26 protein-coding genes and 3 pseudogenes are annotated in these 26184 nt (G+C 68.0%); 13 read left to right on the plus strand and 16 right to left on the minus strand.

All coding sequences use genetic code 11. The annotated features are described in order from the left end of the window. Positions 1 to 7: 7 nt before the first annotated feature. Positions 8 to 1366 carry a hypothetical protein gene (locus AAFF41_RS01535; RefSeq protein ID WP_343323294.1) on the minus strand — a complete coding sequence of 453 codons (1359 nt, stop codon included), beginning with the start codon at positions 1364 to 1366 and terminating at the stop codon, positions 8 to 10. Between the two features lie 525 nt (positions 1367 to 1891). Here AAFF41_RS01535 and AAFF41_RS01540 point away from each other — a divergent pair. The 5 genes from AAFF41_RS01540 to AAFF41_RS01560 all read left to right on the plus strand — a co-directional run bounded on the left by AAFF41_RS01540 (position 1892) and on the right by AAFF41_RS01560 (position 5572). Continuing rightward, entirely contained in the window at positions 1892 to 2116 is a 225-nt protein-coding gene (locus tag AAFF41_RS01540; RefSeq protein WP_319754582.1) for a cold-shock protein, read from the plus strand. Between the two features lie 439 nt (positions 2117 to 2555). Further along, on the plus strand, positions 2556 to 3194 hold the full coding sequence (locus AAFF41_RS01545; protein WP_343323295.1) for a hypothetical protein: 639 nt from the start codon (positions 2556 to 2558) through the stop codon (positions 3192 to 3194). Next, positions 3085 to 3672 carry an integrase core domain-containing protein gene (locus tag AAFF41_RS51305; protein ID WP_425526089.1) on the plus strand — a complete coding sequence of 196 codons (588 nt, stop codon included), beginning with the start codon at positions 3085 to 3087 and terminating at the stop codon, positions 3670 to 3672. The genes AAFF41_RS01545 and AAFF41_RS51305 overlap by 110 nt, the downstream gene beginning before the upstream one ends. Then, positions 3599 to 3862 carry a zinc ribbon domain-containing protein gene (locus AAFF41_RS01555; RefSeq protein ID WP_343323297.1) on the plus strand — a complete coding sequence of 88 codons (264 nt, stop codon included), beginning with the start codon at positions 3599 to 3601 and terminating at the stop codon, positions 3860 to 3862. The genes AAFF41_RS51305 and AAFF41_RS01555 overlap by 74 nt, the downstream gene beginning before the upstream one ends. A 123-nt stretch (positions 3863 to 3985) precedes the next feature. Then, complete coding sequence (locus AAFF41_RS01560; protein ID WP_319754579.1) at positions 3986 to 5572, plus strand: Na+/H+ antiporter; 1587 nt, start codon at positions 3986 to 3988, stop codon at positions 5570 to 5572. A gap of 649 nt (positions 5573 to 6221) precedes the next feature. Here AAFF41_RS01560 and AAFF41_RS01565 read toward each other — a convergent pair. Beyond that, entirely contained in the window at positions 6222 to 6620 is a 399-nt protein-coding gene (locus AAFF41_RS01565) for a luciferase domain-containing protein (RefSeq protein WP_343323298.1), read from the minus strand. Positions 6621 to 6936: 316 nt separating this feature from the next. Between AAFF41_RS01565 and AAFF41_RS01570 the strand changes: the two genes are divergently transcribed. Beyond that, on the plus strand, positions 6937 to 7428 hold the full coding sequence (locus tag AAFF41_RS01570) for a hypothetical protein (protein ID WP_343323299.1): 492 nt from the start codon (positions 6937 to 6939) through the stop codon (positions 7426 to 7428). Between the two features lie 328 nt (positions 7429 to 7756). Further along, positions 7757 to 8131: an SsgA family sporulation/cell division regulator gene (locus tag AAFF41_RS01575; protein WP_415926090.1), complete on the plus strand. Its 375-nt coding sequence runs from the start codon at positions 7757 to 7759 to the stop codon at positions 8129 to 8131. Positions 8132 to 8272: 141 nt separating this feature from the next. Here the strand turns inward: AAFF41_RS01575 and AAFF41_RS01580 are convergent, their stop codons facing one another. The 5 genes from AAFF41_RS01580 to AAFF41_RS01600 form a co-directional block, all read right to left on the minus strand. After that, on the minus strand, positions 8273 to 8977 hold the full coding sequence (locus AAFF41_RS01580) for a TetR/AcrR family transcriptional regulator (protein WP_319754575.1): 705 nt from the start codon (positions 8975 to 8977) through the stop codon (positions 8273 to 8275). 140 nt (positions 8978 to 9117) lie between these two features. Beyond that, positions 9118 to 9672, minus strand: coding sequence for a transposase (locus AAFF41_RS01585; RefSeq protein WP_343323180.1), 555 nt, complete (start codon positions 9670 to 9672; stop codon positions 9118 to 9120). Continuing rightward, the gene (locus tag AAFF41_RS01590) at positions 9642 to 10268 is read right to left on the minus strand and encodes a helix-turn-helix domain-containing protein (protein WP_343323181.1); all 627 of its coding nucleotides are present in this window, start codon (positions 10266 to 10268) and stop codon (positions 9642 to 9644) included. The genes AAFF41_RS01585 and AAFF41_RS01590 overlap by 31 nt, the downstream gene beginning before the upstream one ends. Positions 10269 to 10803: 535 nt before the next feature. Continuing rightward, positions 10804 to 11988 (minus strand): IS701 family transposase, encoded by a 1185-nt coding sequence (locus AAFF41_RS01595; protein WP_143653969.1) that lies wholly within the window; start codon positions 11986 to 11988, stop codon positions 10804 to 10806. A 638-nt stretch (positions 11989 to 12626) separates the two neighbouring features. Next, complete coding sequence (locus AAFF41_RS01600) at positions 12627 to 13190, minus strand: RICIN domain-containing protein (protein WP_164331868.1); 564 nt, start codon at positions 13188 to 13190, stop codon at positions 12627 to 12629. Between the two features lie 293 nt (positions 13191 to 13483). On the opposite strand from AAFF41_RS01600, the gene AAFF41_RS01605 reads away from it, so the two are divergent. Further along, positions 13484 to 14041: a helix-turn-helix domain-containing protein gene (locus tag AAFF41_RS01605; RefSeq protein ID WP_343323300.1), complete on the plus strand. Its 558-nt coding sequence runs from the start codon at positions 13484 to 13486 to the stop codon at positions 14039 to 14041. Then, positions 14011 to 14565, plus strand: coding sequence for a transposase (locus AAFF41_RS01610; RefSeq protein ID WP_343323180.1), 555 nt, complete (start codon positions 14011 to 14013; stop codon positions 14563 to 14565). Before AAFF41_RS01605 ends, AAFF41_RS01610 begins: the two co-directional genes overlap by 31 nt. Positions 14566 to 14679: 114 nt before the next feature. On the opposite strand, the gene AAFF41_RS01615 is transcribed toward AAFF41_RS01610, so the two are convergent. Beyond that, entirely contained in the window at positions 14680 to 15954 is a 1275-nt protein-coding gene (locus AAFF41_RS01615) for an IS701 family transposase (RefSeq protein ID WP_343323301.1), read from the minus strand. A 177-nt stretch (positions 15955 to 16131) separates the two neighbouring features. Here AAFF41_RS01615 and AAFF41_RS01620 point away from each other — a divergent pair, with 177 nt between their 5' ends. The 3 genes and pseudogenes from AAFF41_RS01620 to AAFF41_RS01630 all read left to right on the plus strand — a co-directional run bounded on the left by AAFF41_RS01620 (position 16132) and on the right by AAFF41_RS01630 (position 18615). Beyond that, a complete protein-coding gene (locus AAFF41_RS01620) occupies positions 16132 to 16689 on the plus strand; it encodes a helix-turn-helix domain-containing protein (protein WP_343323300.1) in 558 nt (185 codons plus the stop codon). Further along, the gene (locus AAFF41_RS01625; protein ID WP_343323180.1) at positions 16659 to 17213 is read left to right on the plus strand and encodes a transposase; all 555 of its coding nucleotides are present in this window, start codon (positions 16659 to 16661) and stop codon (positions 17211 to 17213) included. The genes AAFF41_RS01620 and AAFF41_RS01625 overlap by 31 nt, the downstream gene beginning before the upstream one ends. 90 nt (positions 17214 to 17303) lie before the next feature. Then, positions 17304 to 18615, plus strand: a pseudogene (locus tag AAFF41_RS01630) (IS630 family transposase). A gap of 638 nt (positions 18616 to 19253) precedes the next feature. Here AAFF41_RS01630 and AAFF41_RS01635 read toward each other — a convergent pair. The 7 genes and pseudogenes from AAFF41_RS01635 to AAFF41_RS01665 all read right to left on the minus strand — a co-directional run. Continuing rightward, complete coding sequence (locus AAFF41_RS01635; protein ID WP_343323302.1) at positions 19254 to 19784, minus strand: SRPBCC family protein; 531 nt, start codon at positions 19782 to 19784, stop codon at positions 19254 to 19256. A gap of 3 nt (positions 19785 to 19787) precedes the next feature. Further along, positions 19788 to 20855: an alkene reductase gene (locus tag AAFF41_RS01640; RefSeq protein ID WP_343323303.1), complete on the minus strand. Its 1068-nt coding sequence runs from the start codon at positions 20853 to 20855 to the stop codon at positions 19788 to 19790. A 47-nt stretch (positions 20856 to 20902) separates the two neighbouring features. Beyond that, positions 20903 to 21853, minus strand: a complete 951-nt coding sequence (locus AAFF41_RS01645; RefSeq protein WP_343323304.1) for an alpha/beta hydrolase — start codon at positions 21851 to 21853, stop codon at positions 20903 to 20905. Between the two features lie 199 nt (positions 21854 to 22052). Next, positions 22053 to 22994, minus strand: coding sequence for an NADP-dependent oxidoreductase (locus AAFF41_RS01650; RefSeq protein ID WP_343323305.1), 942 nt, complete (start codon positions 22992 to 22994; stop codon positions 22053 to 22055). Positions 22995 to 23106: 112 nt separating this feature from the next. Next, positions 23107 to 23928, minus strand: a complete 822-nt coding sequence (locus tag AAFF41_RS01655) for a helix-turn-helix transcriptional regulator (protein ID WP_143606260.1) — start codon at positions 23926 to 23928, stop codon at positions 23107 to 23109. A 90-nt stretch (positions 23929 to 24018) separates the two neighbouring features. Continuing rightward, positions 24019 to 24417, minus strand: a pseudogene (locus AAFF41_RS01660) (FCD domain-containing protein); the annotation flags it as partial. A gap of 269 nt (positions 24418 to 24686) precedes the next feature. Next, a pseudogene (locus AAFF41_RS01665) lies at positions 24687 to 25067 on the minus strand (transposase); the annotation flags it as partial. A gap of 234 nt (positions 25068 to 25301) precedes the next feature. On the opposite strand from AAFF41_RS01665, the gene AAFF41_RS01670 reads away from it, so the two are divergent. After that, entirely contained in the window at positions 25302 to 25841 is a 540-nt protein-coding gene (locus AAFF41_RS01670) for a hypothetical protein (protein WP_319753859.1), read from the plus strand. On the opposite strand, the gene AAFF41_RS51310 is transcribed toward AAFF41_RS01670, so the two are convergent. Further along, positions 25778 to 26032, minus strand: coding sequence for an aldehyde dehydrogenase family protein (locus AAFF41_RS51310; RefSeq protein WP_425526090.1), 255 nt, complete (start codon positions 26030 to 26032; stop codon positions 25778 to 25780). The genes AAFF41_RS01670 and AAFF41_RS51310 overlap by 64 nt on opposite strands. Positions 26033 to 26184: the final 152 nt, after the last annotated feature.

Genomic DNA, 26184 nt, shown 5'->3' on the forward strand with positions numbered 1-26184 from the left:
CTCGCTTTTAGGCGTGGACGTAGGTCTGGGGGCCTTGGGCGTCCACGTGCGCGCTGTCCGGCGTGTACCAGACGACGGCCCAGGTGCCGCCGGTGGTCGCCTTGCCGCTGATCCAGTAGGCGCCGCTGCCGTCGGTCTTCACCCGGCACCGCGACAGCCAGGTCTTCTGGCCTGCCGGGCGGAAGAGCAGCGTCACGTAGCTGTGGGTCACGGGCTTCCAGGGGCCGATGGTGCCCTGTTCGTAGACGTGGCCGCTGAAGCTGACGTAGCTGTTTCTGGAGACCGTGGTGTGGTTCGGTTTCCCGCCCGTCACCTTCGTCGCGTAGACGGAGGTGTGCACGGTGTTGCTGTACGCGGCCGGGAAGTCGGTCGCGGCCGGCGAGAACAGCCGCCAGTAGCCGTGTGGGTTGCTGACGGTCAAGGTGACCGCCCGGGCAACGGGAAGCGGATTCGCCGGGATGCGGTCCACCGTCGTCCAGCCGGTCTTCCCGTCGGCGGACTGCTGGAGGTACAGGACGTTGCCGGGCATCGCGGCGTCGGTGCTGTCCGCGCTCACGGACACGGAGAGCCTGGAGTGGGCGTCGACCTTCGCCGAGGCCAGGTGGAGCGTGGCGTGCTGGACGATCGAGGTGATGTCGAAGCCGGCGGACGTGCCGGTCAGGTACTCGTCCCAGCCCCCGGTGTGGTCTCGCGCGTCCACGGTCCAGTGGGTCGGCGTGTTGTACACGTCCTGGGTAAAGGAGAACCGGCCATCGCTGCCCGTGGTGCCGGCCTGCGTCGAGTGCGCCCCCTGGAGTGTGAGGGGTTGGCCGGGGGCGGGGTGCCAGGTGCCGTCCTGCCCCTGGTACTCCAGGGTTCCGCTGATGCTGGTGGTTCCCCAGGCCGGTACGTCCGCGGCCGTCGTCTTGTCGAGCACGATCCGGGTCGGCTCGGTCACCGGGTCCACCTGTGTGGACGGCCCGCAGAAGCCCATGCGGTCGACAACAGCCGATAGCGTGAGCTGCTGTTTGCCTGCCGACTCAGGTACCGACTTGTGGACCGTGAAGCTGCCGTCGGCGGTGACGGTCCCCACGGCCGCGTATAGACCGGCACTCCCGAGCGTCACGCTGAGGGTGTACGGGCCGGAGTAGGGAGCCAGGGTTCCGTCGGGCTCCTGGGCGAGGACCTTGCCGGTGGCGGTCAGGGCCTCGTTGCCGTAGGTAAGCAGTGCGGACGAGAACTGGGTGTCCACGAAGAACAGGGCGGTGCCGTCGGACGCCCTGCCTTCGCACCACGGTGCGGGAGTGGCGTCGGCCGGGGCCGGGTCGGCGTACGCAGTGGCGGTCGGCAGCGCCAGGGCGGCGGCCAGCAGCGTCGCAGTGGCCAAGGCGGGAAGGGGGCTTCGGATTCTCACCGGGCTACAGCCTCCAAGGTGGTGAGTGCCAGTCAGGAGCCCTTCCCGGACTCCTGAGTGAGAAGTACGGACACTACGCCAACGGCACGGCTCCTGATTCGCGCTGTGTCCGAAATGCCGACACACCACGTGGATGATCATAGTCAAATCGTTATGTCGATGGCGCTGGGCTGGGCACGCAAACGGGCCGCGGATGTCTGACTGCGCGACGACGGAAGGCTGATGCGGGCGGGCGACGACGGACGTCTGGGCATCGTTCAGACTGGTCGAGGCCAACACCAACGCGACCTGTGGCGCCGCGGATTGTCAGCGGATGAACCCCGCCCGGGAGAGCACGTCTGAAGCCTGGAACAAGGACACCGCCGTAACCGCAACCGGCCGTCCACAGCTGTCCGCGCTCCGAGCAGTGCCCCGCTGCCGTCCACAAGAAGCCCGCCGTAAAGGCAGCTCAGCACAACATCGACCCATTTCAGGTTCCGTCTCAATAGAGTTCCGCTCATGGTGACGGCAACTGTCCGCGAGTGGAACGGCGAGGAGGGCTGGGGCGTGCTCGACTCCCCCGAGACCCCCGGTGGCTGCTTCGGCCACTTCTCCCACATCCAGGCGACTGGCTTCCGCACACTGTCGCCCGGACAGCAGGTGGACCTCACATGGGAGGCCCCCGGCTTCAAACAAGATGGCTACGACTACCGCGCGATGAGCATCGTGTCGCGGCCTGCCTGACATCCACACCTGGCATCAACGACAGCGCACGTCTGTGCGGCCATTCGCCCCACCAGGCCGAGGAGCTCCTGGACCAGCTGGTGGCTTCACGCCCACTGCTGCCTGGCACTACTGCCGGGATACCGACGCAGTCGCCCGGCGCCTGTCTCTCCAGGTCAGGGCCGGCCGCGCGGTGGCCAGCAGTGACGGCACAACGGTCAGCAACTGCGTCTCATGCCCCGCATCTGCCGACCGCTCACCCTGCACGGGAGAGTGAGGCATCACGTGACAGGAACATCTGGTTGCCCTCGTACGTACTATCTCTAAACTGCCGCATGCTGCGGCAGTTGTGTCCTGCGGGTGATCCGGTCATCTCAGACGGGACACCCACTTCCATCCGTTCGCGCACATGGCTCCTTCTTTCACCGCCGTGCCCGCGGACTGCAGAAAGGTCCATGCCATGCCTGAAAGCCAGAGCCCCGCCACAGAACTGACCTCGCAGTACGTCGCCCAGGTGACGGGCGATCTTGAGCGCAACACCAAGGAGCAGGAACGTATCGGTGTGGAGATCGAAGCCCTGCAGGAGCAGTTGCGTGCCCTGCAGCACGACCACACCGTGCTGGTGAACATGCAGCAGGCACTCGGCAGTGCAAGTCCCGCCGCCGAGGCAGCCCCGGCAGCCGCACCGTCCGTGCCTCACCAGACCTCCGCCGAACCCGAGCAGAGCAAGCCGAAGGAGGCTGCCGCCACGGGCGCGAAGAAGACGGCATCCAAGAAGCCCGCGGCCAAGGCCCCATCCGTGAAGGCGTCCACGGCCACGGCAGCGGCCAAGCCGACCCTCGTCGAGGTGATCCGCGGCTACCTGGAGCAGCAGAGCGAGCCGCGTTCCGCCGCCGAGATCACCACCGCGCTCACGCAGGCCCACCCCGAGCGCACTGTGAAGACCACGGTCGTGCGCACCACCCTCGAAGGCCTGGTCGCCAAGAGCCATGCCCACCGCACCAAGCAAGGCTCATCGGTCTTCTACACCGCCGCGGCCGCCTCGGAGCCCGATCCGGCCGAGCCGCAGCAGGTGCAGAAGGCAGTGGCGGCCGACTGACATCCACAGCAGCCTGGCAGCGCCACCGGGCCGCGGTCTGGTGGCGCCCCGGCGGGAGCGTCAGTGCGCGGGGCCCTGCCGACGCGCCCGCGAGCTCGTCATCGACGCCCTGGCGGTCGCCGAGCGGACCCGCGGGAGCCTGACCGGAGCGGTGTTGCGACGATCGATTGAATCCGCCCAATACACGAGTAGGGCCTTCGCTGAAATCTGCAGGTCAGCAGGGGTCCGGCAGAGCATGGGCGCGGTCGGGTCCAGTGCGGACAACGCCGCCGCGGAAAGCTTCAACGCTGCCTTCAAGAGAGAGACGCTCAAGGGCCGTAAAGGCTGGTCAAACGAGCACGAGGCGCGACTCGACGCCTTCCGCTGGCTGACCCGATACAACACCCGACGCCGGCACTCCCGCCTTGGTCAGCGATCTCCGATCGCCTACGAGAACGACTTGCAACCAGCAGCAACTACCCTGGCCCAAGCCGCATAGACGTGTTCAACATCCGGGGCCAAGGACCCTCCCGCACCTGCCCACATGCGGGCACACGGCGAAGGAGAACCGGCCCACACAGGAGAAATTCCACTGCGTCGCCTGCGGCCACACCGCGCACGCCGACACAGTGGCAGCCACCAACGTTCTACGGGCCGGGCTGGTCCATCGCGACGCCAACCCGGCATAGCGAGAAGCCCCCGGCCTCAGCCGGGGAGGAGTCACGTCAGCTGCATCACCGCCCGAGGTCGGTTACGTTGATAAAGCACCTGGCCAGAGGGGGTAACAAGCCGTAACCCAACGGGGACACTCCATGACCGGCCTGACCGTCATCCTGCTGCTCGTGGTTCTGGCCACCGCCGTGGCGACCGGTGCCCGACGCTGGAGCTTGCCCGCCCCCTCGCTCCTCGTAGTTGCCGGTCTGGTCGTGGGGCTGATGCCCTGGGTTCCAGAGGTGCGCCTGCCGCCTCACGTGATCAACGTGCTGGTGCTGCCACCGCTGCTCTACGCCGCGGCCGGGGAAATCTCCGTCCGCGACCTGCGCACCGTGTGGCGGCCTGTGACCGGCCTGGTCTTCGGCCTGGTCCTCGCCTCGGCCATCGCCGTCGGGTACGTGGCCCACGCGATCACCCCGCTCACGGCCGCGACCGCGTTCATCCTCGGCTCTGTCCTGGCCAGCACCGACCCCGTGGCCGTGACCGCGCTTGGCCGGCGCCTGTCTCTCCCACCGCGCGTACAGGCCATGGTGCAGGCGGAAAGCCTCTTCAACGATGCCACCTCACTGGTCCTGTACAAGGTCGCCGTGGCCACCGCGGTGTCCGGCAGCGCCATCAGTGTGCCCGGGACCGTTGAGCAGTTCCTGATCCTGGCAGGCGGAGGAGGCCTCATCGGCGCGGCGGTCGCCGCAGTGGTGGCCCTGATCCGCAGACGGACCGAGGACCCCATGCTGGAGACCGTCATCGCATTGGTCACGCCGTACGCCTCTTACGTCATCGCGGAGCAATCGCACACCTCCGGCGTGACCGCCGTCATCGTGTCCGGGGTCGTCCTCGGCAGCACCGGCCACAAGCTCAGCAACGCCCCCGTCCGGCTCCAGGTCCACGCCGTCTACGACACCGTGACCTTCCTGCTGGAGAGCGTCGTCTTCGCCCTGATCGGCCTCGAGCTCCCCTCGGCCGTCCGTCATCTCGCGCGCGACGAGCACGGCTGGCCACTGTGGGTGCCGGTGATCGCCTTCACTCTGCTGGCGGTCCGCCTGCTGTGGATCTTCCCGCTGTCCGCCCTGATCCACCACCGGCACAGGGAGGTCGACAACCGCCTCTCCTGGCGCGTCCCGGCTGTCCTGTCCTGGGCGGGCACCCGAGGCGTCATGCCGCTGGCAGCCGCGCTCTCCATCCCCCTGGTCACCCACACAGGGGCGCCGCTGCCGCACCGGGCGCTCATTCTCACGCTCACCACCGGGACCATCGCGCTCACTCTGATCTTCCAGGGTTTCACCCTGGTCCCCATCGTCCGCCGCTCCGGCATCGCTCTGGAACCGGAGCGCACCGCCCGCGAGGAGGCCCGGACCCGCCGACACATTGCAAACGCCGCTCTCGAAGAGCTCAAACAGCTTGGCGATCTGGATCAGCTCGCTGATCTGGGTGCCGCTGCCGAGGCCGCCTTGAAACAGGCCCGTCGTCATCTGGAAGCGCGCATCCACCAGGTTGAAGACGCCCACTACAGCGACCCGGACGCCCGTCCTGCCGACGCCTACCGCGAGATACGCCAGACACTCATCGCCATCGAGGCGGCCGAGCTCGAGCGCCTCTACGAAGCGAACAAGATCAGCAACGCCACCCGGCGCCGGATCCAGTACGAACTCGACCTCGAAGAAGCCAGCCTCCGTGACCGCGGCTGACTGCCACTCCCGGTAACCCTTAGGTCGAAGCCTTCCCCCGACCAATGGACGAACGAGAGCGGCCGGCTTTGTCGGCCCCGTGCGACCAGCGGGCTGCTGACATGACCGAGGGCATGTCCTGCTGCTCGCACGGCGATGGTGTGCGGCCGATATCGACACCGGCACCTTGGTCGCCGGCTCACTGCCCTGGCCGCCACTCGCGCCCTTCCAGCATGGGAGGCATGCGGCGGCGACCAGGAGGAGGCTGGGAGCGGAGGTTGGGAGTGGAGGTGACGCCCCGTGACGCGCGACGCCCCCTGATGGTGGTCAATGGCTACGGGACAGTGGTGGACTGGAGCCGCACCACTTCGTCGATGTACGGGTTCGGTCGCAGTGCCGGGCCGTAGGCCCACTCCATGATGTCCATCCGCCAGGGAGCGTGGCGGTAGTCGATGATCCGCAGATCAGCGATGCGTTCGGCGATGCGGCTCGTCGAACCCTACGGCTGAGCATCTGTTCGGCGGCACACACGGCAGCGGCAACCCGTAGGGGATCGCTCCACAAGCCCCGCTCCCGTTGTGGCCGCGGGGCGCGACCGTTTCGCAGCGCGTACAGGCTGGGTCTTCTTCGCGCGCCTTGTCCGCCACGGTGCCACCTGCCTGGAAGGGCGCTACTCAGCCTCCGCTGAGATTCTCATGCGGAAGCGCCTCACTGTGTGATCATTGCACCGTGTGCGTGGGCCGTCGCCAGGAACCGGCCATGCCTGGTGGGCCTGCAAGGCAAGGCTGACCAAGGTCATGAGCAGGTCGATGTCTGCGGCGACTTCCAGGTGCAGCGCCACCCATTGCGAGCCAGGCACGAGCCGGACGGCGGAGGCGTTCGTGGGGTGGTCTTCGAACCGCCGGATGGCCCTCGCCGTGAGGTGCAGGCCAACGTCCAGGTCGGAATGAAAGTGGGCGATCTCGCCGTGGGCTGAGGCGGGTGCATGACCAATCCCGCAGTTCGGCTCCACCTCGGTGAGGCCGGGCCAAGTCGCCAGTTGTGTGAGCGCACGCGCGGCCAACGTCATGCCTGAGCGGATGAGGTTTTCGGCAAGGGCAGCGTCGGCCGCGGGAGAGCCGAGCGGTGATGTGGGACGACATCCCCGATGCGCAGGCCGCGGCGCAGGCGCGCCTGATCCCGGCGGCTCCCAGCGCGAGCCCGGCGCCGGCGCCCCGAGTCCCGGATGCCCGTTCCTACAGGTCAGACCCGGCGCCCGCCGCCTCGGCCACCGTCGCCCTGTTCGTGCCATTCGACCCCTCCGACGTGCTGTGATGAGCCTCACCGCAAACATGAGGGCCCCCTCGAGTACGCTGGGCAGCGCCGAACATGAGGACCCCCTCCGAATGATCCTCACCGTTCGGCACCCGGCCGATCCGGATTCCCCGGATCACGGACAGGACGGCCGCCCGGTCAACGGAATCGCGGCACACCACAAGGAGATGACCATGAACAAGTGGATCAAGCGCGTCTCGACCGCTGTCGCTTCTACGGCGCTGGCAGGCGCAGCCCTTCTCGGAGTCAGCGGCACGGCGTCAGCAGCGACGGCCTCGGCGCCCGGGGCGCACACGCAGACCGCGATCACCACCGTCGCCGCCGGCGGCGACCGCGCAAAGGGATACCAGAGCGCTCACCACGAGGCACAGGACGACCGCTGGGGCGCACCCCGCGGCTGGTACACGAACGACGACCGCCAGGGCCACTACGGGGAAGAGCGCTGGAACGGCAGCCACCTGTACGTCTGGGACGGGTACCGCTGGTACGAGGCGACGACGTACCGCGTCAGCGCCGAGCGCTGGTACCTGGACCAGGTCGCGTGGTCTGCGGACCAGCGCTGATGCGGCCGCAGGCCAGCACGGTCGGTTTGACCGGCCGCAACGACGTGGCTTTGGGGTGCGCCGTTGCGACTCGTCAAACCGACCGCTCGCCGAGCCGACATCGAGCGCGAGCCGGTGCAATCGCCCCCCGGCTGAACAGGGACAACACGCGCGAACCGCGTGGGCTGCTCCCGTCCACCGGCGCTTCCGGTCGCGCCGGCGGTACCGCCACCCCCGCGCCTGGAAGCACACGGAGAGCCATCGCAGTGCCGGGCGAGCGGGGACATGGAAGTGAGGGACAGTGAGATCGGTCAGAACCGTGGCACACGAGCTGCCCGTGCGGCTCGTCTTGTCGCACGACCTGTCGGTGTCGATACCTGCAGCACTGCAGTACGACGCGGATGATCCCTATGCCGTGCGTGCCGTCTTCCACCCCCTGGACCAGAGCGGAACGGTCGAGTGGTTCCTCAGCCGCGACATGCTGGCTCAGGCCCTGAGCGAGCACACCGGGCACGGAGACGTGCGCATGTGGCCGACCAGTGACTCGGGACGCGATGTGGTGCGCACGGTTCTCAGTTCACCTGCGGGATCGGCCCTGCTCGAATTCCCCGCGCAGGGCGTGGAATCCTTCCTGCGCGAGACGTGGTCCGCGGTGCCGCCGGGGACCGAATCCAGCCGGTTCGACCTGGACGCCGAACTGGCACAGCTGCTGGCGGAAAACTGAACGCCATCCCCCCGGACGGTGGCGCCCCCGTGGGGCTGAGGGCCCGGATGCCGACGGCGGCACCGGGCCCGCCACATGTCCCGCTGCATGCCGCGTTGCACGACGTCGTATGCCGCGTTGCGCGATGTCGTCAGCCGAGGCTCATGCCTCGTCGCGGCACTCGCGGCACTCCGCTTCGGGGCACTCCAGAGTGGTGAGGGTCTGCACGAACTGCTGAGGGGTCAGCGGGGGTTCGGGCAGCTCGTGGGCGCACTCGGCGCGGAAGGCGTCGAGCAGCAGGTGGAGATGGCGGCGCCAGGCGTTGGGAGCGACGGCACGAGTGGCCTGGATGATCCCGACCTGGGACCAGATCACAAAAGCGATGTCCTCCGGAGTGACGTCGTCACGCAGGACGCCCTGCTCCTGGGCGTTCCGGAAGATCTGAGCGACCCGTTCCTCCGTGCGCTCGAACATTCCCCTGCCGAGCGCGTGGACGGGCAGGCGGGCCGAGACCAGGTCGTTGAAGGCCCGGTCACAGGCCTGCAGTTCACAGAGCTTTTCCAGGTAGGAGCAGAACCCCTCCCAGGCGTCGTCCATGGCCGCGGCCTCTTCGGCCGCAGCGAGCAGATCCGTGAACTTCGCGGTGAAGAGCTCCTCGACAAGGTCGAGCCGGCGCGGGAAGTGCCGGTAGACCGTGCCGATCGCGACACCCGCCTCGCGGGCAACACCCTCCAGGGAAGCGTCCAGTCCCTGCTCGGCGAAAGCCTTGCGGGCAGCGGCCACGATCGCGTCCCTGTTGCGCTGCGCGTCGCGGCGCAGCGGTTTGGCCGGCGCCTGGGGCGCGGACAGGACGTGCTGGTGGCTCATACATCAAGACTAACATGAGGGACCCCTCGAATTAGGCTGTGATCGTGCTCACGGTGCGGACGGAACGTGGTCCAGGAGCACGCACGCAGAGCGCGCCGAAGACGACGAGCCTCCGGCACAGGCAGCTAGTGCTGGATTCCTCAAAGGAAGTACACATAGCGGCGGCGTAAACGCCTGGTGGGCGGTGCGGGTCTGCCCCAGATCCAGGGTCGGGCGCGGGCGTTGAGCTGGGCTGTGGCCACTTCGGTGGCGTGGGTGATGTGGTCGCGGTCGCCGAAGGAGCGTCCGGCCAGGGCGGTCTTGCGGAAGATGCGCCACCAGCCTTCTTGGAGGTTGAGCCAGCAGGCGCCGACTGGGATGAACACATGCTGGATGCGGGGATGTTCCTCGAGCCAGGTTCGGGTGGACACGCTGTTGTGGGAGGACAGATTGTCGGTGATCACGTAGATGTCCCCGACGGGGTTGGCGTCCTCGACCAGCTGAAGGAACTGCTGGTAGAAGGCACTGTTACGGGAGGTGGCCGTCAGCGTGAGCTCCTGGCCGTCCCGGACGCGTAAGGCGCCGTAGACCCAGGTCTTCTCCGGTCCGCGGGAGTAGTCGAGCTCGTTTTTGATGCGGTGTCCGTCCGGTGACCAGCCCGGTGCCGGCGGGAAGGTGCGTGGGATCACCGGGCCGAGTTCGTCGGCGCAGACCACCGTCGCGCCGTCGGGCGGGCTGGTGTACAGCTCGACGATCCGCGTCCTTTTCCCTCGAAGTCCACATCTCCCGAGCGCGTCCACGAGCGCGTGCGCCGCCAGCGCACCCCCTCGGCCAGCAGGATCCGGCGTACCTGGGAGCGGCTGACCTCGATGCCCAGGTCCCGGGCCGCGGCAGCCAGTGTGTCCAAAGTCCACTCCGAGGGCCCCAACTCGTCCGCGGCCCACATCTCGTTCGACGGCTGCACCTCCAGCCGACCCGGCGGCGTCAGCCTGACCAGGCCGACGATCCTCGAGCGCTCGGCCTCGGTGATCCTTCGCCTGCGGCCCTGCCCGCCCAGATCCTCCAGTCCCTCCAGCCCCAAGCGGTTGAAGCGGTGCAGCCAGCGGCGCACCGTCTTCTGACCGCACCGCAGCTCGTCGGCTATCTGCGGGACCAGCCAGCCGCCCCAGCTCAGCTCCACCATCCGGCAGCGCTCCACCACAACCTTGGGCGCCTTTCTGGCCGACGCCAGGCGGTGGACCACCGCTTGCTCACCCTCGTCACGGCCCGGCCGTGCCCTCAGCACCACTACCCAGCACCCGCCCCCGAACACCCGCAACTGCCCCGCTACCCGCAGCTATACCCACCGAAAGAGGAATCCAGCACTAGTAGGACTCCGTTAGGTCTGTGTCGATCTTGGTGTGCTGTGTGTTCGCCTGGGCAGGGACTGATGGCAGGTGGTGCAGGTGCCGGTCCAACACCTCAGGACGTCCTGTAGTGCGTCGAGGACTTGGTAGAGAGTGAGACCGGTTCGGGTGCTTTTGGGGCCAGGCGTTGTTCTGTGAGGAAAGCGTGGGGGGCGGTCACGAGGGTGATGTGGTGGTGCCTTCGCCCGGATGAAGGGCTGGAAGATCCTCCGCGATTGCCGCCTCAAAGGCGACGGAGTCCACCACGCCATGCGCGGCGTCGCACGCCTACACAACCTAGTACTGCAACGGTGTTTGTGCTGATTGCTGGGCAGTTTCAGGGGCTGTGTCCGCGTCGTTTGTAGTGACTGACGCGTGCTTGATGCTGCCGTCTGCGGCGCCATGTTGACCAGTGCAGGATGTGGTCAACGGGGGTGGGCCAGCGGTGGGTGAGCCTGTGGATCAGGCGTCTGATCTCAGCGACGCTGTAGTGGATGAGGTGGGAGGATCCGTTTCTGCTTTGTCGGCGTCGAGTTCGCGGGCGCGCAGGACGGTAAGGCAGGCGTGGGCGGCCATGGCGAGGGTCATGTGGCGGTGCCAGCCGGGGTAGCGGCGGACCTGGTAGTCGTCCAGGCCGCACTCCTGCTTCGCGGTCTGGAAGCATTCCTCCACGGCCCACCGGCTGCCCGCGATCTGGATCAGTTCGTCCAGGGTGGTGTCGGCGGGGCAGTAGGCGATGTAGTAGGAGATCTCCTCGGGACGGCGGACGCTGCGGCGGGCGATGACCCAGTGCCGGCGGTCTTCCCGGTGCCAGGGCCGCACCTCGACGCGGGCCCAGTCGAACACGCGCGGGCCGTGGGCCCCGGCGCCGCAGGAGCGGCGTTTCCACTTCTGCCGTGGCAGGCCGGGGAACAGGTCGTGGACAGGATGATCGATGGACCAGCGGGTGACGACGGTGTCGTGCCGGGTGGTGGCCATGACGTGGAAGACATCGGCTTGTTCCAGCTCGAAGCGCCAGCCCTTGCTGAAGCCGTAGGCGGCATCCGCGGTCACCCACCGAAACGGGATCCGGTCGGCGATGGCTTTGCGGACCATCGCCTTGGCCATGGCCACCTTTGTCTCGAAGGTGACGCTGTCGTCGATACCGGCCCGCCGGCAGCGTTCCCGGTCGTCCGTCCACGAGGTGGGCAGATACAGGCGGCGGTCGATCAGGGCGCGCCCGCGGCCGGTGGCGTAGGCGAGGAACACACCGATCTGGCTGTTCTCGGTGCGTCCGGCGGTGCCGGAGTACTGCCGTTGCACGCCGGCCGAGCGGATGCCCTTCTTGAGGAAACCGGTGTCATCGACGATCAGGACGGCCTCGCGGTCTCCGAGGTGTTCGACAACGTAGTCGCGCACGTCGCCGAGGACTTCGTCTGCGTCCCAGTCGGTCCGGTTCAGCAGCCGGTGGATGCGGTCCGGGGCAGCGTGACCTGCCTGTTCAGCCAGTGTCCAGCCGTTCTTCCGCTCGAGCGGAGCGATCAGTCCCTGCATATACGCCAGAGCCGACTCCCTCGGCTCACTGCGGGCGAACCGGTGCTCAAACCGTTCGTGCAACCGATCCAGTTCGCCCGCCCACTGCCTGGCACCAGCAAGGTCCCCACCCATAACCACACCAACGACCAACCTGGCCAACAGTCACGCCAAACGCCGTTGCAGTACTAGTCCTGACGGGATAAGGGAAGGTCCCACCGATCAGCCCGCTGCAACCCTCAACCCGTAGAAGATCGTTTGCGGGACAACCCTTAGGTACGCTTTGGCCAGACGTTCGACGGCTACAGCCATGTGATGGACGGCGAAGTCCTGGTCCGCAGGCTCTTGCAGGTAGGCGTCGATCGCATCTGGGAGTTGTGTCTTCGGCGCTCATAGTGGGATTTGCGGGCGCGGGCTTGGCTTCGTCGGCGGAAGCGTGACCAGTGCAGGTGGTGTTCGTTGGCATGGTGGTGGGGTGCGGCGACGAAGTGCCCCACCAGCCGGCGGATCTCCGGAACGCTCAGCGGTATGAACTCGTCGCCGTCGGCGGAGTTCTTCCCGAGGCCTGACCGCACGGCTGCGGCCGGCCACCCCGAACTGTGGGGTGGCCGGCCGCAGACATGTCCAGCTCTGCCCACTGGCCCGTCAGGCTGCCCAGCAGGGCGGCCCTGCAGCTTTGGCTTGCGGTGTTCAGGCCGCGCGGGCTGCCCCGGAGCAGGCCGCACTCTCAAGGTGGCCCGCTCCGGTAGCGTGATGAGTTGGACAGAGAATTGTCAGATGGAATCGTCCTCGGCCCAGAAGCTCTGGTATCCGGCGTCCTGAGAGGAGCCGTTGCAGGCGAAACCGCGGGTGCCGCCGCCGGAGGAGATGTCCACGCACATGCTGCTGGGGTCCTCGTTTGTGGCGCTCTTGAGGACCTGGGAGCCATTGAAGGCGCTGCGGTTGATCATCGCCCATCCCTGCCAGCCGCCAGTGAAGCTGGGACCGTTGCATACGTAGGTACGCAGTTGGTACGCGTGTGAGTAGTCCAGGCAGCGACCTGTGTTCACATTTTTCAGCTGGGCCCAGCCGTTGCTGAGGGCGGTAACCTTCCACTGCTGGTAGTTCTGCCCATTGCAGGTGAAGTTGCGCAGGTAGCCGGAGGGACTGGAGCCGGAGTCGTCCAGGCAGGTACTGGAGTGATAGTAGTCCGGGCTCATGCTGATGAAGCGGTAGACGTGTCCGTACGTCCAGTTGGAGGCCTGAGCCTCCGCGGTTGCGGTTCCGGTGTTCGCGACCGCGAGCCCGAGCGCCATGGCGAGCGCCGCAGTGGCAGATCCAAGGGCGCGGAGCCTCATACGGCCACGAACCGGAGCGGTGGATATGGAACCCGACGTGGATACGGTCACGGCAAACCCCCTGTTGTCGAAGCTGCTGTCCCGAAGCGGGACCTCAGCTGCTGGCCTGTCGGTGAACATCAGGATCGAGGCTAAGGACTACCGTCCTAGATCCGTCCTAGATCCGTCCTAGTGCTGGATTCCTCTTTCGGTGGGTATAGCTGCGGGTAGCGGGGCAGTTGCGGGTGTTCGGGGGCGGGTGCTGGGTAGTGGTGCTGAGGGCACGGCCGGGCCGTGACGAGGGTGAGCAAGCGGTGGTCCACCGCCTGGCGTCGGCCAGAAAGGCGCCCAAGGTTGTGGTGGAGCGCTGCCGGATGGTGGAGCTGAGCTGGGGCGGCTGGCTGGTCCCGCAGATAGCCGACGAGCTGCGGTGCGGTCAGAAGACGGTGCGCCGCTGGCTGCACCGCTTCAACCGCTTGGGGCTGGAGGGACTGGAGGATCTGGGCGGGCAGGGCCGCAGGCGAAGGATCACCGAGGCCGAGCGCTCGAGGATCGTCGGCCTGGTCAGGCTGACGCCGCCGGGTCGGCTGGAGGTGCAGCCGTCGAACGAGATGTGGGCCGCGGACGAGTTGGGGCCCTCGGAGTGGACTTTGGACACACTGGCTGCCGCGGCCCGGGACCTGGGCATCGAGGTCAGCCGCTCCCAGGTACGCCGGATCCTGCTGGCCGAGGGGGTGCGCTGGCGGCGCACGCGCTCGTGGACGCGCTCGGGAGATGTGGACTTCGAGGGAAAAGGACGCGGATCGTCGAGCTGTACACCAGCCCGCCCGACGGCGCGACGGTGGTCTGCGCCGACGAACTCGGCCCGGTGATCCCACGCACCTTCCCGCCGGCACCGGGCTGGTCACCGGACGGACACCGCATCAAAAACGAGCTCGACTACTCCCGCGGACCGGAGAAGACCTGGGTCTACGGCGCCTTACGCGTCCGGGACGGCCAGGAGCTCACGCTGACGGCCACCTCCCGTAACAGTGCCTTCTACCAGCAGTTCCTTCAGCTGGTCGAGGACGCCAACCCCGTCGGGGACATCTACGTGATCACCGACAATCTGTCCTCCCACAACAGCGTGTCCACCCGAACCTGGCTCGAGGAACATCCCCGCATCCAGCATGTGTTCATCCCAGTCGGCGCCTGCTGGCTCAACCTCCAAGAAGGCTGGTGGCGCATCTTCCGCAAGACCGCCCTGGCCGGACGCTCCTTCGGCGACCGCGACCACATCACCCACGCCACCGAAGTGGCCACAGCCCAGCTCAACGCCCGCGCCCGACCCTGGATCTGGGGCAGACCCGCACCGCCCACCAGGCGTTTACGCCGCCGCTATGTGTACTTCCTTTGAGGAATCCAGCACTAGTAGGACTCCGTTAGGTTGCTCTGGCTCTTGGGTTTGGGCTGGTGGTGGTTGTTCTGGGCAAGGGGCGGTGGCAGGTGGTGCAGGTGCCGGTCCAGCAGTTCAGCAGGTCTTGGATGGCGTCGAGGATCTGGTAGAGGGTGAGTCCGCTGTATCGGCTTTTGGGGCCAGGCGCTGTTCGGTGAGGAACGCGTGGGCGGCGGTGACCAGGGTGACGTGGTGATGCCAGCCGGCCCAGGAACGTCCCTCGAAGTGGTCCAGGCCGAGGCCGTGCTTGAGTTCCCGGTAGTCGTGCTCGATCCGCCAGCGGATCTTGGCCAGGCGGACCAGTTCAGCCACCGGGGTGTCGGCGGGCAGGCTGGTGAGCCAGTAGTCGGTGGGCTTTGGGGCGTCCGGGGGCCATTCGACCAGCAGCGTCACCTCGGGCAGGACACCGTCCCAGTGGCCGTGTTCGGCGATGGCGGCGGCCCGGGCCAGGCGGGCCCTGATGCCGGCCGGCCGCACCCGCAGCGCCAGAAAGCGCGAGCGCATCGGCCCGCGGGAGCCTTCACGCCACCTCACCTCGGTGAACACCTGTCGTCCGTGGCCGGCGGCCAGCGCGGCCACCGAGGACGGCTTGTGCCGGTAGCGGGGCTGCGGCTTGCGGCCGTTTCCGGACCAGGCCGGGGCGGTGGGCTGCGCGTCGTGCGGGTGGAGGGTCACGTCCGAACGGACCGCCACGACATAGCCGATGCCCCGCTCGCTCAGGCCGGCCCGGAAGTCGGCGTTCTGCCCGTAGCCGGCATCGGCCACCACCACCGGCGGCACCAGACCCCACCCCGCCAGCTCGTCGAAGGTGTCCAGGGCCAGGCGCCACTTCTCCCGGTGCCCGACCCCTGGCGGTATCCCGGTCTTCTTCCGCCGTCCGGCATCGTGCGCCCACTCCTGGGGCACGAACAACCGCCACTGCAGCGGACAGGACGCGGTGTCGGAGACCGCGTGCACGCTCACCGCGACCTGGCAGTTGGCCTGCTTGCCCAAAGCCCCGCAGTACTGGCGCGCGACCGCCACCGACATCTTTCCGTCCTTGGGGAACGACACGTCATCGACCGCCCAGGCAGCCGGGCCGATCTGCGGCACCATCCGCTCCGCGATCCGCCGCCGCACCGGCACCGGATCCCAGGTCGACTGGTTCACGAACTGCTGCAGGTTCTGCTCGTTGCCATCCGCCAGCCGCTCCGCCATGGCCTGGATCGACTTACGCCGCCCGTCCAGCATCAGCCCCCGCAGATAGCAGTCACCCTTCGCCCGCTGATCCTTGCGCGGCACCGACGCGAACACATCAGCCACGAATAACGCCAACTTCGCCCGAGCACGGTTCACTTCAAATGCATCCACACCTCCAACATGCCCCCAAACAGGACCGCCGGACAGACCTAACGGAGTCCTACTAGTGCTGGATTCCTCTTTCGGTGGGTATAGCTGCGGGTAGCGGGGCAGTTGCGGGTGTTCGGGGGCGGGTGCTGGGTAGTGGTGCTGAGGGCACGGCCGGGCCGTGACGAGGGTGAGCAAGCGGTGGTCCACCGCCTGGCGTCGGCCAGAAAGGCGCCCAAGGTTGTGGTGGAGCGCTGCCGGATGGTGGAGCTGAGCTGGGGCGGCTGGCTGGTCCCGCAGATAGCCGACGAGCTGCGGTGCGGTCAGAAGACGGTGCGCCGCTGGCTGCACCGCTTCAACCGCTTGGGGCTGGAGGGACTGGAGGATCTGGGCGGGCAGGGCCGCAGGCGAAGGATCACCGAGGCCGAGCGCTCGAGGATCGTCGGCCTGGTCAGGCTGACGCCGCCGGGTCGGCTGGAGGTGCAGCCGTCGAACGAGATGTGGGCCGCGGACGAGTTGGGGCCCTCGGAGTGGACTTTGGACACACTGGCTGCCGCGGCCCGGGACCTGGGCATCGAGGTCAGCCGCTCCCAGGTACGCCGGATCCTGCTGGCCGAGGGGGTGCGCTGGCGGCGCACGCGCTCGTGGACGCGCTCGGGAGATGTGGACTTCGAGGGAAAAGGACGCGGATCGTCGAGCTGTACACCAGCCCGCCCGACGGCGCGACGGTGGTCTGCGCCGACGAACTCGGCCCGGTGATCCCACGCACCTTCCCGCCGGCACCGGGCTGGTCACCGGACGGACACCGCATCAAAAACGAGCTCGACTACTCCCGCGGACCGGAGAAGACCTGGGTCTACGGCGCCTTACGCGTCCGGGACGGCCAGGAGCTCACGCTGACGGCCACCTCCCGTAACAGTGCCTTCTACCAGCAGTTCCTTCAGCTGGTCGAGGACGCCAACCCCGTCGGGGACATCTACGTGATCACCGACAATCTGTCCTCCCACAACAGCGTGTCCACCCGAACCTGGCTCGAGGAACATCCCCGCATCCAGCATGTGTTCATCCCAGTCGGCGCCTGCTGGCTCAACCTCCAAGAAGGCTGGTGGCGCATCTTCCGCAAGACCGCCCTGGCCGGACGCTCCTTCGGCGACCGCGACCACATCACCCACGCCACCGAAGTGGCCACAGCCCAGCTCAACGCCCGCGCCCGACCCTGGATCTGGGGCAGACCCGCACCGCCCACCAGGCGTTTACGCCGCCGCTATGTGTACTTCCTTTGAGGAATCCAGCACTAGTGTGATGCGCCGGAAATCGCAGGCTTAAGTCTGTAGCCTGTTTTCACGTCTCGGGGTCCTCGTGCCGTCGAAGTTGTGCTGTCTGATGAGGAGCGCGCCGAGTTGCTGGGCTGGGCGGGCGGGGCGGTGGCGCCCCGCCTCGTCGAGCGGGCACGCATCGTCTTGGCGTGCGCGGACGGAAAACCGAATACGTGTGTGGCGGCGGAGTTCGAGGTAACAGCGGACACGGTGAGGAAGTGGCGCTCGCGGTTTGCTGACCGGCGGATGGCAGGGCTCGTGGATGAGCCGCGGCCGGGCCGGCGCAAGTCGGAGCTGGTGCTCAGAGATGACGAACGGGCTCAGCTGATGCGCTGGGCGAGGCGGGCGAAGACCGCGCAGTTCCTGGCGCTGCGCGCGAGGATCGTGTTGCGGTGCGCAGAGGGTGGGACGAATAAGCAGGTGGCGGCGGAACTCGGGGTGCGCGAGCAGTCGGTGAGCCGCTGGCGGTCCCGGTTCGTCAAGCGGCGGCTGGACGGGCTGGTCGACGAACCGCGGCCGGGGCGGCCGCCGTCCATCCTGCTCGACCAGGTCGAAGACGTCATCGTCGCGACGCTGGAATCCACTCCGGGCCAGGACACCCACTGGTCGCGGTCTTCCATGGCGGCCAGGACCGGGCTGTCGAAGTCCACCATGGGCCGGATCTGGAAACGGTTCGACCTCAAGCCGCACCTGCAGGATGCCTTCAAGTTGTCCATCGACCCGCAGTTCGTCGCGAAGGTCGTCGACGTCGTCGGCCTGTACCACGACCCGCCCGAGAAGGCCGTGGTGTTGTGCGTGGACGAGAAGGCCCAGCTCCAGGCGCTGGACCGCTCGCAGCCGGTGCTGCCGATGATGCCCGGCATGCCCGAACCACCCACGACTAGCTCCGGCACGGCGTCACCAGCCTGTTCACCGCCTTCAACATCGCCGACGGCACTGTCATCGGTGAACTGCATCGCCGCCACCGGGCCATCGAGTTCAAGAAGTTCCTGGTCACGATAGACAAGGCGGTCCCCGCCGGACTCGACGTGCACCTGGTGTGTGACACCTACGCCACCCACAACACCCCCGAGATCAAGACATGGCTGGGCAAACACCCCCGTTTCCACGTGCACTTCACCCCGACCGGCTCCTCCTGGATCAACCAGGTCGAGCGGTGGTTCGGTCTGCTGACCGACAAACTCATCCGCCGCGGTGTCCACACCTCGTGAAGGCGCTGGAGGACGACATCAGGGCCTGGATCGACTCGTGGAACGAGAGCCCCAGGCCCTTCACCTGGACCAAGACCGCCGACGAGATCCTTAAATCCCTCGCCGACTACCTCACCAAGGTCACTCCGCCAGCCACCGAAAACCAGCAAGAGACTTAAGCCCGCGATTTCCGGCGCATCACACTAGCTCAGCGGGAACCTTCGGCCGGTTGCCGGACACGTATAGAGCATGGAACTGAACGATGCTGGTCCCGCCGTGCCGGTCGGAGGGATATCTGACCGAGAGCTGCGGGCGAGGGCCGTCGACGGCGACCGGGAGGCAGCCGTACGTGGGGAATCCCGAGGCCGCCAGCGGGGACCCCGGATCCAAGGCGAGGACGCCATACCGCCGTACCGCGGCCTGGCACGCTTCGAACCCGCTGACGCCGCGAAGCTCGGACTGCCGGCTGCGGACCGCAGCCGACAGCAACTCGGCCGCGACCCACAGGCCCTGAGCGCATTCGACTGTGGGATACAAGTGATCTTGCTCGCCCCGTACTCCGCCGTTTGGCAGCCGCTCACCACCGGCAGCCTGCGACAGCGTGCTCGCCCTGCTCTTCGGTCGTAACCAGCTTCGGCGTCCTTCGGCCCGAGGCGCTGCTCGTGAGTTCGCAGGGGATGTGTACCAGGGTTGTCAGGACGCGCAAGGCCGCTAGCGGTGGCGCGTTCGTTGCCGGGACGCGCAGTCGGGCGATGAGTCGGGCGCGGAGCAAAGACGAGGGCCGGTCGGGATGCTGATGTCGTGCTGCTTCAGGCCGTCAGCTGGCCCGGGGCGGCACCGGCTCGCTGTTCCTCTCCGTTTCGATGACGTGGACGCACCGGTCGAGGGCGGCGGCCATGTAGCGGCGCCAGAGCGGGGCGAAGGGGCCGGCGAGGATCCAGCGTCGGCCGGGCAGCGGCTTGAACTCGTAGGTCCAGCGGATGAGTGCGCCGTCGCCGTCGGGGTTGACGTTGAACTCGCCCCGAACTCCGGCCGCGAGGCGGGAGAGGATGTTGGTGAAGTTGGTCAGCTGGTAGGCGAAGCTGGATCCGGGCGTGTATTCGGTGAGTTCTTCGTCGGCCTGGGAGCCGTCGTCGAACTGCGGGTTCCTTCGGGGGCCCGCGTGGTCCCAGGCCTCGGTCTGGTTCTTCACACCACTGATCCCGGGAAACGGGAAGACCGGGCGGAAGACGGCGGGAAGGTCGATGGGGGTCAGGATGCGGAAGGCATCCTGGGGTGCCCTGAGGGTTCGCTGCTGGACGGTGATGGTGACGGTCTTGTCGTCGGGCCTGATGAGGAAAGTGGTCATGGTTCAGCTCGTAGCGGTGGTGGTGAGGGCCGGGTAGTCGGTGTAGCCGCGGTGGTCGCCGCCGTAGAAGGTGGCCGGGTCGGGCTCGTTGAGGGGCGCTCCCGTGCGGATGCGGTGGGGCAGGTCGGGGTTGGCCAGTGCTGTGGCGCCGACCGTGACGACGTCGGCCAGACCGGAGTCGAGATCGGCGAAGCGAGTGTCGAGCGGGGTGCCGGCGCGGTTGACGATCAGTGCGGTGGACCACTGCTGGCGCATCCGCTGGAGGAGTTCTTCGTCAGGCCCTTGGATGACGTGCAGGTAGGCGAGGCCGAGCGGGTCGACGGTGCCGAGCAGTGCCGGGTAGACGTCGTGGGTGTCGTGCTCGGTGATGTCGTTGTAGGGGTTGCCGGGGGAGATACGCAGGCCGGTCCGGTCGGCGCCGATCTCGGAGGCGACCGCAGATGTCACCTCGGCGGTGAAGCGGATGCGGTTGGTGACGGAGCCGCCGTACTGATCGGTGCGGTTGTTGGCATTGGCAGAGAGGAACTGGTGGAGGAGGTAGCCGTTGGCGCCGTGGATCTCGACGCCGTCGAACCCGGCGGCGACGGCCGCCGCCGCCGCGTAGCGGAACTCGTCGACGACACCGGTGATCTCGTCGGCAGTGAGGGCCCGCGGGACGGGCATCTCCTGGGGGCCGCCGGTGGTGAACATGACGCCCTTGGGCTGTATGGCCGAAGGGGCGACGGGCGTGCGCTGGTGCGGAGTGTTGTCCGGGTGGGAGATACGGCCGGTGTGCATGAGCTGGACCACGATGCGGCCGCCCTCGGCGTGCACGGCGTCTGTGACCTTGCGCCAGCCAGCGATGTGGGCGTCGGTGTAGATGCCCGGGGTCAGCAGGTAGCCCTGGCCGTCGGCGGAGGGCTGGGTGCCTTCGGTGATGATCAGGGCCATCGAGGCGCGCTGCCGGTAGTACTCGACGTTGAGCGCGCTGGGTGCGCCGTCCGTCAGGGAGCGGTCGCGGGTCATGGGTGCCATGGCCAGCCGGTGCGGCAGTTCCATGGCCCCGACGGTGAAGGGGGTCCAAAGAGTCACGGAATATCGCTTTCTGCTGTTCAGAGCTGTCAGATGAGCGGTAAAGGTCAGAGGGAGCTGAGGACGCGGACGCGGTCGGCGGTGGCGCGGCGAGCGACGTCGGTGGTGAAGGCGATGGAGTCGAATTCGTGCGGGACGCCGGGGTGCAGGTGGAACTCCACAGGGACGCCTGCCCGGCTGAGCTTGGTCGCGTAGGCGAGGTCCTCGTCGCGGAAGGCATCGAGCTGGCCGACCTCGATGTAGGCCGGGGGCAGCCCTGTCGCGTCCTCGAGCCGGGCGGGAGCCGCTGTGGCGGGCACGTCCGGCCTGCCCGCCGCGTCGCCGAGCAGCGCCGCCCACGCGGTGCGGCTGTCGTCGTAGGACCACAGCAGGTACGGCTCGATGTGCGGGTCGGGCGTGGTAGTGCGGTCGTCGAGCATCGGCATGAGCAGGATCTGCCGGGCGATTGCCGGACCGCCGCGCTCCCGGGTGAGGATCGACAAAGCCGCGGCCAGTCCGCCCCCGGCACTGTCGCCCATCACTGCGATCCGGCCCCGGTCGACGCCCAGTTCGCCGGCGTGTTCGTGCAGCCAGCGCAGGGCGGCGTAGGCGTCCTCGACCGGCGTCGGGAACGGATGCTCGGGGGCCCGGCGGTATTCGACCGACAGCATCGGCACCCCGCTGGCGGAGACGTAGCGCGAGACCGGTCCGTCGAACAGGTCGATGTGGCCGAAGATGTAGCCGCCGCCATGGAAGAACAGCACCGCCGACCCCGCTGCGGCGCCGGTCTTGGCGTACCAGCGCATGGTGATCTGTGTGCCGTCGTCGGCGGTTGCGTGGTGCTCGGCGGTCGTGACGTCGGTCGGGATCGGCTGGGCCGCCGAGGCGGCACCGATAATCGGCTCCCACATGGCGCGGCGTGCGGGCACGTCGCCTACCTCCGGGGGTGTGGCGTGCGCCATGGCCTCGGCCATGGGGGCGAAAACCTGGGCGAACTCGGGGTCGAAACCGAGTGACATGGCTGTCCTATCTTTTTGGCGCGTGGGTCTGAGCTGGTGTGAGGCGTACGAGCGGTGGAGCTCCAGGCCAAGATTCGGCTGTGACCGGCATGAATTTGCTGGGGCTGCGCTCTGCCAGGTCCGGCAGAGCGCAGCTCCCCGCGATGGCTCGACCGCTTGTAGGGAGACGCGATGCGATCGCCGTGCCGGAGAAGGTCGCCTAGGTGAGAGAGGCGGCGGTGGGAAGGACGAGGACCTTGCCGGAGAGCGCGCCTTCTGCGGCCTCCGCGTGCAGCGCCGGCAGCTCGGCCAGCGGCACCCGTCGAGCGATGTCGACGTGCAGCGCTCCGGAGTCGACCAGCGTCACCAGCCTCGCCAGCTGCGCGGCGTCGCTGTTGACGAAGAGGTTGACGCCGCGCACGCCGCGTTCCTCGTCGGAAGGCGCGGGCATCCACACCGTCGTGTTCACCACGATGCCGCCGTCGCGGACCACGGAGGTCAGCGCGGCCAATTGCATCGGATCGACCGGCGCGAGGTTGAGCACGACGTCGACCAGCGCGGACAGTTCGGGGACCCCGTGGCCGAACACCTCATCGGCACCCGCCGTCCTGACGCGTTCGCTGCTGCGCGGCCCGGCCGTGGCGATCACGTGTGCGCCGGCGTGCTTGGCCAGCTGGACGGCGTAGCCGCCGACCGCGCCGCCCGCACCGTTGATCAGGACCCGCTGGCCGGCAGTGAGCTTGGCGTGGCCGAAGAGGGCCTGCCAGGCGGTGAGCCCGACCAGCGGCAGCCCGCCCGCATCGGCCAGCGGGAGGCTCGCGGGCGCCGCCGTCAGCAGGCCGGCCGGTGCGAGTACGTACTCCGCCGCCGCGCCGGCGCCGGTCATCGGCAGGAAGCCGACGACCTGGTCACCCGCCCGGACCCTGTCCGCGCCCTCGCCCAGCACGTCGACCGTGCCCGCGACGTCGATGCCGGGGGTGTGCGGCAGGGTCACCGGGATGGGGCCCTGCATGAAGCCCGCGCGGATGTTGCCGTCGACCGGGTTGAACGACGTCGCGGCCACCCGGATCCGGACCTCCCCGGCCGCGGGGACCGGCTGTTCCACGTCCTCGTAACGCAAGACGTCCGGAGTGCCGTACTCATGGAAACGCACTGCTTTCATGACAAATGCCACCTTTCAGGCATAGGGGATGCTTCGAATTCGAATCATCGTGAGACCCGGGCACACCTCGGCTTCGAGGCAGTGCCTTCAGGTGTGTGAGGGACGACAGCCGCTAGACGGCGGTCAGGAGCTGAAGCTTGCCGTGGCTCGGGGAACCGGGCACGGCGGTGAACACCAGCAGCGTCTGACACTGCTCCGGATCCAACAGCATCTCGGCGTACAGCTCCAGTTCCCCCAACTCGGGGTGCAGGTAGCGCTTGAGGTCGTGATGATGGGTCACGCCCACCTCGTGCAACCGCCAGATGTTCGCGAACTCGGAACTCGCCTCCAGCAGCGCCGCGACGATCTCGCCGGCTCTCCCTGTGGGATCCGCCGTGTACGCGTCCCGGATCTCCGCGGCAAAGACCCTGCCCCGTATCGGATGGTCCTCGACGGGGTACAGGCCTCGGACCCGCGGATCACCGGTGAACCAACGGTAGACCAGGTAACGCGACATACCCGAGTACTGGGTGTAGTCACCGAGCAGGGCGACCGCCGGGGGCGTCTGCAGCAACGCCTCGCCGAGCCGTGACAGCACGATGGCGGGCACGTCCGAGAGGCCGGCGACGATCCGCGTCATCGTGGGACCGATGTAATCGTCCCGCGGGATCCGCCGCGGCGCCGGGTTCCCGCCCAGGATGAAGAGGTGGTCTTGCTCGCTCTGGTTGAGGCGCAGCGCCCGGGCAAGGGCGACGAGCATCCGCTCCGACGGCGCCGGACCCCGCTGCTGCTCGATTCGGCTGTAGTAGTCGGCCGACATCCCGGCCAGCACCGCCACCTCCTCGCGCCGCAGCCCGCCGGTGCGGCGCCGCTGCCCGCGGGGAAGCCCGACATCCTCCGGCTGCAACGCCTCACGACGCGCACGGAGAAAATCCGCCAGCAACGCCCGGTCCATCGTCCGACCTCCTCTGTTCGACAGGACAATCTTGACGCGAACCGGAGACCGGATGAAGGGCAGTTCTAACCCCGGACAAGTTGTCCCTGGCTAGCGAGCTGAGTCGAAAAACACCCACTCAGCAGGTGGCACTCGGCGACGTCGGCGACGTCCACCGCTCCGCTGTCGGTGATCAGGCGCAGGTCGGCGGGACGCGTCAGGCTTTTTCGCGGGTTCGCGGTGGGTGCGGTCGGTCAGTTGAGCCGCGGTCTGGATGAGGTGCTGGGCCAGTACCTCATCCAGACCGCGGTGTCGGCGGCGCGAGCCAGCGCCGCCTGCTCCAGCCGGCGGTGCTCGCCGACGGCGTTCCGGCCGGGGTTGTGGTGCGCCGACCAGCGGCGGGCCAGCTCGCTCGCGGTCCACATCCGGTCGAAGGGCTCCAGCAGGAGGAAGGTTGCCGCAGCCCTCCAACAGGGTGGCGTGGAAGACCCGGTGGGCTTCGGACCATGCGCTGCGCCGCCAGCGCTGCGGTCAGTTTCTCCGACCTCGGCACGCGCCATGGCCCCGCCCTGCCGCAGGAATGGCGCACCGTCTGGCGCAGCGCTATCGAGAACCTGCGTCTCGATCAGCTTCCCCAGCACAACCGGTGGCGGGCCGGCCAAGCCCTGCCACACCTGGCCCAGCACGACCCCGATACATTCGAGTCGTGGTTTTGCCGACGCACCAGGTCCTCGTAGCGGAGGGAGACGACCAGGGTGTAACAGGTGATGTCGGCCAGGCTTGCCCGCCTCGATGCCCTGGTCCGCGGCGTGCACGCTGGTGGAGGTCTTCACGCTCTGCGCGTCGATCACACAGGCCGACGGCTGGGCGCGCTTGCCCTCCTTCTGCCGGACCAACTCCCGTAGCAGGCCGTTGAGCTGGGCGAACACGCCGTCCTTCTGCCACTTCGCGAAGTACCCGTAGACCGACTCCCAGGGCGGGAAGTCGTGCGGCAGATAGCGGCACTGCACCCCGATGCGGCTCACATAGAGGATCGCGTCCAGGATCTCGCGCAGGTCGTGCCCGGGCGGGCGCCCGAAGTCCAGGGCACGGCCGCAACGCTCGAAGCGCCAGGCGGACAGGACCGGCTCCACCAGTTCCGGGGTCGGCACCCGCTCCAGTGGTGATACCGAACCCGCTGGATCTCCTTGTGCACGCGGTGTGGAGGCGAGGCAGGCACCCCTTTGGGACCGCGCGATTCGGACGAATATCCGGGGCGCTCGAACAACTCCCGGTGCGCCCCCAATGCCTCCGCGCGGTAACACACGAGCGTGGTGCGGATGCACCACGCTCTGACAGCGTGAAGACCATCGCCTCGCAGGCAGCGAAACGGCACACACCAGCAGGGGGAAGCCATGACCACTGCAGCTCCCAGCACCCAGCCACCGCAGACGCCTGGCAGCGGCGGCCACAACCGAGGAGTGCTGATCGCCGTCATCGGTGCAATCGCTGCCATCGTCGCAGCCGCTATCGCGATTGTCCCGGCGATGACCAACACGTCACCTGGCCCCGATCACCCCACGAGCGTCCCGACCTCACCGGAGAAGCTCCGATCGGCAACCGACGTGCTCTTCGGCGATACGTTCGTCTCGCTGGACGCAACGCCCCCGCAGCGTGGACAGGGCGATGACCTGCGTGCGAGCGCCCGGGGCGACGGCACATTCGACCTTGTCGCTGGCACTAACGCCAGGGTCGCCGTCCTACCGCCGAAAAAGTCCCATGGAGCGTGGCACTGCGAGCAGTTGGTGGCTGCCAGCGGGACGACCCATGTCCAAGTGCTGCCCGGGATGCAGTTGTGTGTCGTGACGGCGGGCAGGCGCCCTGTGTGGGTTCAGATCATCTCCCTCGACTCCAGCGGTGTGCACACGCACGTGGACGTCTGGGAGTCCGTCTGAGCAATGCCATGGGTGCGGTTCCTGGCTCCTTCAAGATTGGTTTCGTCGACGTCGCGCACGGTCAGGACCGGGAGGATCGGTCCGAAGATCTCCTCCGCCATGACGGCGGCCTCGTGCGGCACATCGGTCAGGACGGTGGGCGCTGCTCGGTGGTGGGATAGGCCGGGGGGCCAGTTGGGCACCCCACCCACGTCGGGAGATCCGAGAAACTGCGCCCAACTGCGTTGGCGGACTGGCCATTCAAGGCCGGCCCCAGGTCCACCGGGGTGGGCGTGGCGTTCGACGGCGGAGGGAGGACGATCGGGGGCTGGCCGGCGGCCGGGACCGGGGGGTCATGTCCGAC

Source organism: Streptomyces mirabilis, assembly GCF_039503195.1.
Classification (GTDB): Bacteria; Actinomycetota; Actinomycetes; order Streptomycetales; family Streptomycetaceae; genus Streptomyces; species Streptomyces mirabilis_D.